At 53.7% G+C, this 11,525-nt stretch carries 13 protein-coding genes and 1 tRNA gene; all 14 read right to left on the reverse strand.

Translation table 11 applies throughout. The annotated features are described in order from the left end of the window. Window positions 1-65 precede the first annotated feature (65 nt). The 14 genes from tsf to rpsP all read right to left on the reverse strand — a co-directional run bounded on the left by tsf (window position 66) and on the right by rpsP (window position 11,392). On the reverse strand, window positions 66-953 hold the full coding sequence (gene tsf, locus QZ305_RS10905; RefSeq protein WP_294731963.1) for a translation elongation factor Ts: 888 nt from the start codon (window positions 951-953) through the stop codon (window positions 66-68). A gap of 18 nt (window positions 954-971) precedes the next feature. Continuing rightward, the gene (gene rpsB, locus QZ305_RS10910; RefSeq protein WP_294731964.1) at window positions 972-1,907 is read right to left on the reverse strand and encodes a 30S ribosomal protein S2; all 936 of its coding nucleotides are present in this window, start codon (window positions 1,905-1,907) and stop codon (window positions 972-974) included. Window positions 1,908-2,069: 162 nt separating this feature from the next. Further along, window positions 2,070-2,146 (reverse strand) — tRNA-Pro (locus tag QZ305_RS10915). Between the two features lie 63 nt (window positions 2,147-2,209). Next, the gene (gene trmFO / locus QZ305_RS10920) at window positions 2,210-3,589 is read right to left on the reverse strand and encodes a methylenetetrahydrofolate--tRNA-(uracil(54)-C(5))-methyltransferase (FADH(2)-oxidizing) TrmFO (RefSeq protein WP_294731965.1); all 1,380 of its coding nucleotides are present in this window, start codon (window positions 3,587-3,589) and stop codon (window positions 2,210-2,212) included. Beyond that, entirely contained in the window at window positions 3,582-5,762 is a 2,181-nt protein-coding gene (gene topA / locus QZ305_RS10925) for a type I DNA topoisomerase (protein WP_294731967.1), read from the reverse strand. The genes trmFO and topA overlap by 8 nt, the downstream gene beginning before the upstream one ends. Window positions 5,763-5,830: 68 nt before the next feature. Next, window positions 5,831-6,565, reverse strand: a complete 735-nt coding sequence (locus tag QZ305_RS10930) for a DNA-processing protein DprA (RefSeq protein ID WP_294731969.1) — start codon at window positions 6,563-6,565, stop codon at window positions 5,831-5,833. 169 nt (window positions 6,566-6,734) lie between these two features. Continuing rightward, window positions 6,735-7,394 (reverse strand): ribonuclease HII, encoded by a 660-nt coding sequence (locus QZ305_RS10935; RefSeq protein ID WP_294731970.1) that lies wholly within the window; start codon window positions 7,392-7,394, stop codon window positions 6,735-6,737. Next, window positions 7,378-8,310, reverse strand: coding sequence for a ribosome biogenesis GTPase YlqF (ylqF, locus tag QZ305_RS10940; protein ID WP_294731972.1), 933 nt, complete (start codon window positions 8,308-8,310; stop codon window positions 7,378-7,380). The genes QZ305_RS10935 and ylqF overlap by 17 nt, the downstream gene beginning before the upstream one ends. A 1-nt stretch (window position 8,311) precedes the next feature. Continuing rightward, entirely contained in the window at window positions 8,312-8,959 is a 648-nt protein-coding gene (lepB, locus tag QZ305_RS10945; RefSeq protein WP_294731974.1) for a signal peptidase I, read from the reverse strand. Between the two features lie 163 nt (window positions 8,960-9,122). Continuing rightward, window positions 9,123-9,473: a 50S ribosomal protein L19 gene (gene rplS / locus QZ305_RS10950; RefSeq protein ID WP_294731975.1), complete on the reverse strand. Its 351-nt coding sequence runs from the start codon at window positions 9,471-9,473 to the stop codon at window positions 9,123-9,125. 92 nt (window positions 9,474-9,565) lie between these two features. Beyond that, window positions 9,566-10,294 carry a tRNA (guanosine(37)-N1)-methyltransferase TrmD gene (gene trmD / locus QZ305_RS10955; protein ID WP_294731976.1) on the reverse strand — a complete coding sequence of 243 codons (729 nt, stop codon included), beginning with the start codon at window positions 10,292-10,294 and terminating at the stop codon, window positions 9,566-9,568. Beyond that, a complete protein-coding gene (gene rimM, locus QZ305_RS10960; RefSeq protein WP_294731977.1) occupies window positions 10,291-10,779 on the reverse strand; it encodes a ribosome maturation factor RimM in 489 nt (162 codons plus the stop codon). Before rimM ends, trmD begins: the two co-directional genes overlap by 4 nt. 87 nt (window positions 10,780-10,866) lie before the next feature. Further along, window positions 10,867-11,115: a KH domain-containing protein gene (locus QZ305_RS10965; RefSeq protein WP_294731978.1), complete on the reverse strand. Its 249-nt coding sequence runs from the start codon at window positions 11,113-11,115 to the stop codon at window positions 10,867-10,869. Window positions 11,116-11,119: 4 nt separating this feature from the next. After that, complete coding sequence (gene rpsP / locus QZ305_RS10970) at window positions 11,120-11,392, reverse strand: 30S ribosomal protein S16 (protein ID WP_294731979.1); 273 nt, start codon at window positions 11,390-11,392, stop codon at window positions 11,120-11,122. Window positions 11,393-11,525 lie beyond the last annotated feature (133 nt).

Here is an 11,525-nt window from a genome sequence, read left to right on the forward strand (position 1 = left end):
TGTACGGTGGTGTGAGAGGGAGGGGCAGCACTAACCTGTTCCTCTCTACTCGATTAGCGGATCAATCAGCCGTTGATCTGAGCCATAACCTCGTCTGCGAAGTTTTCTTCCTTCTTCTCAATGCCTTCTCCGGCCTGGAAGCGAACAAACTGCAGAACTTCAGCATGGTTCTGTTTCAGGAACTGGGCAACCTTTTCCTTGGTGTCCTTGAAATATTCCTGATCCATCAGGCAGACATCCTTGAAGTGCTTGGAAATCTTTCCGTTCAGAATTCCATCCAGCACTTTTTCCGGCTTGCCGGCCATCTTCGGATCTTCGGCCATCATCTGCTTCTGCAGAGCACGTTCATGTTCCACAACATCGGCAGGTACATCGTTCAGTGTGATGTACTGCGGGTTCATGGAAGCAACCTGCATGGCCATGTCCTTGGCAACTTCAGCAGAAGCGCCTTTCATGACAACCAGTGCGGAAATGGATCCGCCCATGTGCATGTAGGAACCGAACTGCTGGTCGTCGGTTTTCTCGATAACCAGGAAGCGGCGGAAGGAAATCTTTTCACCGATTGTGGCTGTTGCATTTGTGATCAGCGCATCAATGGTGCCTTCCGGTGTTTCCAGGGCAAGTACTTCTTCCACAGTGGCAGGCTTGTTTGCCAGAATGGCAGCAACAACTGTGTCCACCAGTTTCAGGAACTGATCGTTTTTCGTAACGAAGTCCGTTTCAGAGTTGATTTCGGCAATGACAGCTGTGTTGCCGTCGATGGCAACTTTTGTCAGACCTTCAGCAGCAATCCGGCCGGCTTTCTTGGCGGATTTGGCAATGCCTTTTTCGCGCAGCCAGTCTACGGCTTTCGCTTCATCGCCATCGCACTCTGTCAGGGCCTTTTTGCAGTCCATCATGCCTGCGCCTGTTTTTTCGCGCAGTTCCTTGACCTGTTTTGCGGTGATAGCCATATCGTTCCTCCTTGAAGCTTAGGCTTCTGTTTTGGTTTCAGCGGGTTTTGTTTCAGCGTTTGCACGGGGAGCAACGCCGGCAGGACGGGGTCCGCGGCTGTTTCTGTCGTAGGGACGACGGTTGCGGCGCTCCATGTTCCGCTTTCTGCGCTCTTCGTTGCGCAGACGGCGACGACGCTCATTTTCGGCAATCTGTGCTTCCACGTTGCGGATTACATCATCCATCGTTACATCGTCTTCTGCATCATCCAGGTATGCGGATTCCAGCAGACCGCCTTTGGCATCCACGATGGCATCAGCCAGAATGGAGGTAACCAGGCGAACGGAACGGTTGGCATCGTCATTGGAGGCGATGGGATATGTTGCATCTTCCGGGTCGCAGTTTGTGTCCAGCATGGCGAATACAGGGATGCCCAGTTTCTTCGCTTCTGCCACTGCATTGTGCTCTTCTCTGGGATCGATGACGATCATGGCATCCGGGAGTTTCTTCATTTCCTTGATGCCGCCCAGGCTGGCTTCCAGCTTGGCTTTTTCTTTCAGGATCTTCGCCTGTTCTTTTTTCGTATAGACTTCCAGTTTTCCGCTGGCTTCCATTTCCTCGATTTCCACCAGACGCTTAACACGCTTCTGAATGGTGCGGAAGTTGGTGAGCAGACCGCCCAGCCAGCGCTTGTTTACATAGAAGGAACCGGAACGAAGAGCCTGTTCCTCCACAGTTTCCGCTGCCTGCTTCTTGGTGCCGACAAACAGAACTTTTCCACCGCGCTCACTGAGATCCTTCAGGGCGTTGTAGGCATCTTCAATCTGCTTCTGGGTCTGGTTCAGATCCACAATATACACGCCGTTTCGGCTTGTATAGATATAAGGTTTCATTTTGGGGTTCCAGCGACGAGTCTGGTGTCCGAAGTGAACGCCGTTTTCCAGCATTTTCCGGATGGATACGATTTGTGTCATGTGATAAGTCCTTTCCGTTGGTCCTCCGCCAGTTCCAAGGGCTGCAACCAAATGGCACGGGCAGCCGAATTCCTGGCGTGTGTATTTGCGCAAAATTGCGCTTATTAAGTATAACCCCATTCGGGCAGAAAAAAAAGCGGAGAATTCCGCTTATTTTTCAGATGGTCTAGGTGACAGGATTTGAACCTGCGACCCCTACGACCCGAACGTAGTGCTCTACCAAGCTGAGCTACACCTAGGCAACGGCTTTATTATACAGGGTTTCCTGCAGGATGCAAGCCGTTTTCGTTAATTCATAAAAATCAGTCTGTCAATGCTGCGCCATCCTGCTCCGGCATCTGATCCGGTCGGATCTCCTCTCTGGACGTTTCTCCCAGAATCTGCCGGATTTCTTCCATGCGTCTGGCGGACTGTTCGGCAAATTTTGCTTTCCTGTCCCGTTTGTGACAGGGTTCCCGGAGAACCATGATGCCAAAGTTGGCATTCATGGGCTGAAGGTTCTTCACATCACAGTTGGCGATGTAGTACGCCTGCGCACCAATCACTGTCTCCCTGCCAAACCGGAGGGGTTCTTCTCCCTGGAGGTAACGGGCCATGTTGATCCCCGCTGCCAGACCGCTGGCAGCACTTTCCACATATCCCTCCACACCGGTGAGCTGTCCCGCAAAAAAGAGATCGGGACGAAGTCTGGACTGATACGTTTCCTGAAGCACCTCTTTCGCCGGCAGATAGCTGTTGCGGTGCATGACGCCATACCGGACAAATCTGGCGTTTTCCAGTCCGGGAATCATGGAAAAAACACGTTTCTGCTCCGGCCAGGTCAGATGAGTCTGAAATCCCACGATGTTGTAGAGTGTATCCGCCACATCGTCCTGCCGCAGCTGAATCACTGCCACCGGGTGCTCCCCTTCCCGGCGCAGACCCACAGGTTTCATCGGTCCGAACAGCATGGTCTTTTTCCCTCTGCGGGCCATTTCCTCAATGGGCATGCAGCCTTCGAATACCTTCAGATCCTTTTCAAAGTCATGAAGCTGTGCGCATTGCGCTCCAGTCAGGGCTTCATAGAAGGCATCGAACTGTGTCTGGTCCATGGCACAGTTGATATAGTCCGCATCCCCTTTGTCATACCTGGATTTGTAGTAGGCTTTGGAGAAGTCGATACTGTCCTTTTCCACAATGGGGGCTGCGGCATCATAAAAGTGGAAAGTCTCTGTACCCGTGCGCTTCTTGATGTCTTCCGCCAACGCGCCGGCAGTCAGCGGTCCTGTGGCTATGATCACCGGGCCATCCGGAATGCTGGTGACTTCCTCTGTCACCACAGTTACCAGCGGATGGTTTTTCAGTGTCCGTGTGATCTGACCGGAAAAGCCAGTCCGGTCCACTGCCAGTGCGCTGCCGGCCGGCACCCGGTTGGCATCGGCTGCTGTCATGATCAGCGAATCCAGCTGCCGCATTTCCTCCTTCAGGATTCCCACCGCATTGTTCAGTGAATCAGAGCGCAGAGAATTGGAACAGACCAGTTCCGCAAACCCGCCGGTATGAAAGGCTTCCGGCTTCTTCTCCGGCCGCATCTCCACCAGCCGCACAGGGATTCCCCGCTTCACCAGCTGCCAGGCAGCTTCCGAGCCGGCCAGGCCGGCCCCCACCACCGTCACCACAGGTTTTCCGGTTTTTTCAGGCATTGTCAGTCTCTCCGGCAGCCGGGGTTTCTGCTGTCTTTTCCACTGCTTCCCCGGTGGCTTTCTTCTTTGGCTCTTTTTTGATATACCGGCATTTCGGGTAATTGCTGCAGCCGACAAACCAGGTTCCGAACCTGGATTTCCGCCGCACGAGTTCTCCACCGCATTCCGGACAGGTTTCGCCGGTGGGTTCCGGTTTCGCCTTTTCTTTCAGCGGCACGATGGTTTTGCATTCCGGATAATTGCTGCAGGCCCAGAAAGGACCGAAACGGCCTTTCTTGATGATCATGTCCGCACCGCAGTTGGGGCACACTTTGTGCTCCGCTGCTTCCGGAATATCAGATTCATCCGTCTCGGAATAGCGGCATTTCGGGAAATTGATGCAGGAAATGAACTTGCCGAACCGCCCGTTCCGGTAGACCAGCTCCCCGCCGCACTGCGGACAGCTGCGTCCAACACGCTCCAGTTCCTTTTTCGGCATATTCTCATAGGCTCTGTCCACCAGCGGCTCGAAATCATCGTAAAACTGATGCAGGAACTTGATATAGTCTTCATTGCCTTCGGCAATGACATCCAGCGTTTTTTCCATATCCGCTGTGTATTCTACATTGATGATCTTCGAGAAAAACTCCTGCAGTTTCTGATCTGTCAGGATGCCCTGTTCCGTGGGGGTGAACACCTTCGTGCGGCTGGTTTCCGACACTTTGTCCAGTGTTGCGTATCCCCGCTTCTGCAGCGTGTCGATGATGGTGGCGTAGGTGGAGGGGCGGCCGATGGATTTCTCTTCCAGCTCCTTGATCAGCCTGGCTTCGGTATATCGGGCAGGCGGTTCCGTGAAATGCTGGCGGGAAATCACGGGAACATTCTCAAACACTTCACCGGCTTCCATCACCGGCAGCAGCTCGGTGCTGGCCTTCTCATACTTTCCATATACCTTATAGTAACCATCAAAAGTCATGACCTGGCCAGTGGCGGAAAACTCGCAGCTGCCCGCCTGGAACTGAATGCCGGTCACATCAAATTTGGCATCAGCCATCAGGCTGGCCATGGTCCGGGCATAAATCAGGCTGTACAGGCGGTACTGATCATTGGTCAGGTAAGCCTTGACTGCTTCCGGTGTATTGGCGACGCTGGTGGGACGAATGGCTTCATGAGCGTCCTGGGCATTGGTGGAATTGTGCATATGCGCCTTGCCTTTGTATTCCCGGCCGTATTCCTTCTCAATGGAATCTTCCGCATCCTTCACAAAGAGCCCCGACAGACGGGTGGAATCCGTACGCATATAGGAAATCAGACCTTCGGTATGGTCGCCCAGATCGATACCCTCATACAGCTTCTGCGCCACAGACATTGTCTTGCGGGCACCGAACCCCAGCTTGGTGCTGGCTTCCTGCTGCAGCGTGGAAGTGGTGAAGGGAAGTTTCGGGCCCTTGCGCCGGCTGCGGGTTTTGACCTCGGATACAGTAAAGACTGTACCGGCGTTCTGCAGAACCTGCTCCGCTTCTGCCTGCGTCCGGATCTTCGGCTTTTTGCCATCCACTTTGGCCAGATCCGCCGTAAAGGTCTTGCGTCCCTTGGTGATGTCCGCATGAATCGACCAGTACTCCTCGGGCTTGAATTTTCTGATTTCATTTTCCCGTTCCACAATCAGCCGCAGGGCAACAGACTGAACCCGGCCGGCTGACTTTGACTGAATCTTGTTCTGCAGCAGCTTGGACAGCTTGAAGCCGATGATGCGGTCCAGGATCCGTCTTGTTTCCTGGGACTTCACCAGATCCATGTCAATCTTCTTGGGCTCCTTCATCGCCGCTTCAATGGCCGGGCGGGTGATTTCGTGGAAAACGATGCGGTTGTCATCTTCCACACTCAGGCCCAGTTCCCGGGCCAGATGCCAGGCAATTGCCTCTCCTTCCCGGTCAGGGTCACTTGCCAGAAACACATCCTGGCTTTTCCCCGCCAGTTCCTTGAGTTCCTTTACGGTGTCCTTCTTTTCTTTGGGTACCCGGTAGGTCGGCTTGAAATCATGTTCCACATCCACCCCCAGGCGGTCTTTCCCGGATGTGGAGAGGTCACAGATATGACCTTTGGAGGAAACAACCTTATAGTCGCTTCCCAGATATTTTTCTATCGTTTTCGATTTGGAGGGTGACTCCACGATTACCAGATGTTTTTTCATTCACAAGTCCTCATTGCTGACTACAAGTTAAAAACATCCGCAACGCTTTGTCAAATATGAGATGTGGGTCACAGTTCCCTCACCTGCTGCAGATCACAGAGGATTCCGGCCCCCTGATGAATGAGCCGGTTGCAGCCGCAGTGGTCTTTCCGGCTGAAATCCGTCGGCAGACACCAGACAGGAACCGAGAGGGAGAGAGCTTCGTCCACGGTATACATCGTTCCGCTTTTTTCCCGTGCCTCCGTGACCACCACCACACTGGCCGCCGCTGCAATCAGCCGGTTGCGCCAGGGAAAATGACCCGGAAGCGGCGTGGTCTGCCAGGGGTACTCGCTGATCACCAGATGGTTTTTCTTCATGGCGGAAAACAGAGCGGCATTCTCCCGGGGATATACCCGGTCAATGCCGCAGCCCAGAATCCCCACAGTCCCCTTGTCCAGTGCAGCCCGATGGGCCTGGGCATCCACCCCTCTGGCCAGACCGGATACAATCACATACCGCTCTTTGAGGGCATTCACAACAGCAGTGGTATTCCGAAGAGCCTGCATCGTGGCATCCCGGCTGCCAACCACCGCTGCACAGGGTCTGTCCAGCAGGGAAAGATCTCCATGGTAGAACAGAATCCATGGCGGATACCGGAGTTTCCGGAAGCAGGCAGGATAATCGGGATCCAGAAATGTCACCCAGGGACTGCGGCTGATGACAGGCTCCACTGGCTCATGGCTGTGTATCGCCTGTGCGATGCGGGACCAGTCCCCCTGATGCCGCACTGCATAGCAGAGAATATCTGTAGATGTCGTCATACTGGTTATATTCGCTGTCTGCGTCAGTTTTTGCGAAAATTTCTTCACCCAATCCGGGCTTCCGCAGAACTCATCCGTATCAGTTCGGAAGAAACCAGTCAAACCTCCCGCTGTTTCCTGCACCTCTGCCGAAAGCCGCTCCAGCAAAAAAGGATCCCGCAGGATCCGTTCATTCATCATGTGAGACAGCAGTTCCTTTTTCCTCCCAGTCCACATCAAACAGCCGCTGCCCAAGCCGCATCACCGGTCCATAGGAACGGCGGTAAAACGGTTTCACACCCAGACGTTCCAGTGCTTCCAGATGAGCTTTTGTGGGGTAGCCTTTGTGCCGGGCAAGACCGTATCCGGGATACAGTGCATCCAGCTGCTTCATATAGCGGTCCCGGCTGACTTTGGCCAGAATGCTGGCTGCTGCGATGGACAGAGATTTCCGGTCCCCTTTCACTACTGCCTCCCAGGGTCTGGCAACATCCGGAAGTTTCATCGCATCCGTCAGAATCGTGTCACAATCCGCGGACAGAGCTATGGTTTCCATCGCCTGCTGCGTAGCCCGGTAAATGTTCTCCCGGTCTATGGTTTCCTCATCCACGAACAGAACCCGCACATACAGTGCATCCTCCAGGATCTGACGATACAGCCGTTCCCGTTTCTTCTCGCTGAGCTTCTTGGAATCGTAGATCTCCGGGTTTTCATAACCGGCAGGAAACACCACGCCGGCAACCGTAAGAGGCCCTGCTATGGGCCCCCTGCCGGCTTCATCCATTCCCAGGACCAGCTTCCCGGGATACTGATGCTCCAGAGGCTGTGCTATCTCAGGCCCCTGCCGCATCTTCGCTTCCTGTATTTTCTTCAGGCTTCTGCTCCTGCAGTTCTGCCGCCGGTTCATTCTGAGCAGGCTGCGGACGTTCCCAGGAAAGCCGTCCCATGCGGTCATCCCGGATATCCTGGACGAAGGACCGCATGGTCCTGGCCTCGTCTATGTCACCCTTCTGCAGCCATCCCCGCTTCCGGGCAATGGCTTCCAGTGTCTGCCAGGGGGTCTCCTGAATCTGAATGCCGTAATAGGATTCCAGCACCCGGGGATTTTCCTTCATCAGCTTCTCCGCTGCATACAATGCCAGATCGTCCATATGCACCACTTCATCCTTGACAGAACCCAGCAGCGCCAGATTCAGTCCCACCTGGGGATTCTCGAATTTCGGCCACAGCACACCCGGAGTATCCAGCAGTTCCAGGTCCTTTCCAAGGCCAATCCACTGAAGGCTCTTTGTCACTCCCGGGCGGTCTCCTGTTCTGGCTGCCTTGCGCTTTGCCAGGGTATTGATGAAAGTGGACTTGCCTACATTGGGGATTCCCGCCACCATGGCCCGCAGCGCTCTGGGCCGCATTCCCCTGCGCTTCTGTTTTTCAATCAGCGGCGCACACAGCATCCGGGCTTCCCGGACCAGAGCAGCCTTGTAGTTTTCCCGAATCAGATCCAGCGCCAGAACCCTTGTATTGTCTGTGCTGAGCTTCTTCACCCATTCTCTGGTGACCTCCGGGTCCGCCTTGTCGGTTTTCGACAGCAGAATCAGCCGGGGCTTGCCGGTACCGATTTTTCCCAGAAGCGGATTGGTGCTGGATTCCGGAATCCTGGCATCCCGTATCTCGATGATGAAATCCACTTTTTTCAGGTTTTCCTCCATCTGACGCCTGGCTTTGGCCATATGCCCCGGAAACCACTGGATTGTTCCTGCCTGCGGCATATCAGTGTCCTCCTATCTTGCTGAAGGGGTACAGGATCAGCACCCCGTCTCCGTAAATCTGCTCCCGGCTCACCGGTCCCACAGAGGGATCTCTGGAATCCTTGGAATGGGGGCGGTTGTCTCCCATGACCCAGTACTGGTCTTCCTGGAGTGTTACCGGTCCAAAATCGCTGGTGAAGGGACCATACTCTCTGCCATACACTTTCTGAATCTCATCCAGAATCTCCTGCTGGCTGTCCGGGTTCAGCCAGGCACTTTCATCCAGTGCTTCTCCATTGATATACACAGTCCCATCCCGGGCTTCCACTGTATCGCCAGGCAGCCCGATCACCCGCTTCACCCAGTGCGTGGTTTCCTGCTTTCCGTCACCATTCACATCATCTTCCATGGTGACCACCACCACATCTCCCCGTGCGGGGCTTCCGAACCGCAGCCCGATCAGATTGGTGAATCCGTATTCTCCATTCTGCAAGTTGGGATACATCGAGTCACCCACCACAGTGACCGGATGCGCCACAATATTCACAAACAAAAGAATCACGGCGGCGGTGATCACAAATACCTTGATGAATCCCCAGGCTTCCCTGATGAAAGATCCGTTCTCCTTCTCCGGCTTTTCACCTTTGGATGTCTTTCTTTCCTGATCCAACTTCGTACCTCCGTTTTCCATATATCAAAGACAAGTATAGCAGAATACCCGGTGAGCGGGCTGCACCGGTTTTCCTCCCCCGGATGACTGATCCGCATCCACAGACATGAAAAAGGATGGAAAACGGCACACTTTGCCATCATCCATCCTCTTTTTGGCAATTCTACTTGCGGACTTCTTTCAGTCTTGCGCTCTTGCCGGAGCGGTTTCTCAGATAACGCAGCTTGTTGCGGCGAACCTTGCCCTGACGAACCACTTCGATTTTTTCCACGATCGGGCTGTGAATGGGGAACTTCCGTTCTACACCAATGCCGCTGGAAAGCTTGCGGACAGTAATGCTTTCGTTGATTCCGCCACCGACTTTTTCCGTGATGACACCTTCAAACACCTGAATACGGCTCTTTTCACCTTCATGGATACGGACAAAAACTTTGACTGTCTGACCGGAGCGCAGATCAGGAAGGTCTTTTTTCAGCTGAGTCTTTGTGACTTCATTGACCAGATTCATGTTCATGATTCATATCTCCTTTTCTCTTGCGGATGCGGCTTTTCAGACTCATGCACCGGACATCGTCCCTGCAGCGGAGCCGCGCATACCAGTGCATATTAACATTCCTCAGACGGCTCATCAAGACTTTCCAGAAATTTCCTGTCTTTTTCCGTCAGCCTTGCGGTTTCCAGCAAATCCGGACGCTGCTGTTTTGTCCTGATCAGGGACTGCTGCCGCCGCCATTCTTCAATGTTGGCATGATGCCCCGACAGAAGAATATCCGGCACGGTTTCCCCTTTGTAGTCATAGGGTCTTGTATACTGCGGATACTCCAGCAGTCCGTCCGAAAAGGAGTCACCGCCACTGGATTCATCTTTGATGGTTCCCGGCAGCAGGCGGAGAACGGCATCGCACATCACCTGCGCCGCCGGTTCACCGCCGGTCAGAACAAAATCCCCCAGAGACAGCTGCATATCCGCATGCCGCCGGATCCTTTCATCGAATCCTTCATAGTGACCGCAGATAAAAATCAGATGGTTCTTCACAGCCAGCTGGCGGGCTGTCTGCTGCGTAAAGGTTTTTCCCTGCGGGCTCAGAAGGATCACGGTGCTGTCTTCCGTCCGCACGGCTTCGAGTGCATCCAGCAGCGGCTGACACATCAGCACCATCCCGGCCCCCCCGCCGTAAGGGGAATCATCCACATGTCCGTGCTTCTGCTTTGTATACGGGCGGAAGTCCACCGCTTCGAATTCAAATAGCCCGGCTTCCCTGGCTCTGGAGATGATGCTCGTGTTCAGAAATGCATCAAAGTACTCCGGAAACAGAGTCAGTACCGTGATTTTCATCTCAGTCCATCCATTTCCCGGATCACGATCCTCTTTCCAGGCACATCCACTTCCTCGATGAAAGCATCCACAAAAGGAACCAGAAACCGGGATTTGCCTTTCGTGACCCGCAGAACAAGCTGCGCCCCTGTTTCCAGCAGATCCGTCACCTGACCCAGCTCTTCGCCTTCGGTATTGAACACTGTGCTGTGCGCCAGCTGGTGATAATAGTATTCTCCTTCGCCAGGATCACCCAGCTCCTCCTCGGACAATTCCAGAACCCGGTTTTTCAGAGCCTGGGCTTTTTCCACCGTATCAATGCCATCGAAACAGGCGTATCCGAATCCCTTCTGCAGACGGAATTTCGCCAGTCTGAGCTTCTGTCCATCGTCCAGTGTGAAAACTGTCCCCGGCGCAAACCGGGCAGCAGGATCGTCTGTATGCAGATACAGCTTGCATTCTCCTTTCAGAGCGTGTGTGTTGATGATGGTCGCAATGCGGATCATATCAGGTTCCTCCTGTTCTCTCTGATCTGGCCTGCAGCCCTTCGGGCCATACTGCAGGCATTATACGAAAAAAGGATGCCAAGCATCCTAATAAGCCTCAAATTTCACAGATACGTGCTTGCGGGTATCCCGGGCGGCGATGGACATCATCTGCCGCAGGCTGGAGGCCATAAGCCCTTTCCGGCCGATCAGTCTGGCTACATCCTCACTGGCGGCATAGACATACAGAAGAATCTCGTTGTCATCCGCGCTGGACATCTGCTTGACGGACAGAGTGGAAGCTTTGTCCACCAGCGGCAGGCAGAGATCGTACAGGGTTTTTTCCAGATCAGCCATTTCTTTATTTGGCCAGCTTGCTTTCTGCAAACTCCTTCATGATGCCCTGCTTGCGCAGAATGGAACGAACAGTTTCCGTGGGCTGTGCACCGTTGTTGAGCCATTTCAGGGCTTTTTCCTTGTCCACAGTGACTTCAGTTACTTCCGGAACCGGGTTGTAGGTGCCGATTTCCTCGATGAAACGGCCATCCCGGGGAGCGCGGCTGTCAGCAGCGACAATACGGTAGAAAGGCTGGCCTTTCTTACCCATTCTTTTCAGACGAAGTTTTACCATGATTCATTACCTCTCATATTCTTTTCGATACTGCGAAAGTCTACCACTGAATCCGGACGACTGTCAAGCTTTTTTCCTTGACACGGGTCTTTCACAGTTCCATCTGAACATATCTCAGATTGGAATTTTTAATAAT

The sequence above is a fragment of the uncultured Faecalibaculum sp. genome (assembly GCF_910588395.1).
Classification (GTDB): Bacteria; Bacillota_I; Bacilli_A; order Erysipelotrichales; family Erysipelotrichaceae; genus Faecalibaculum.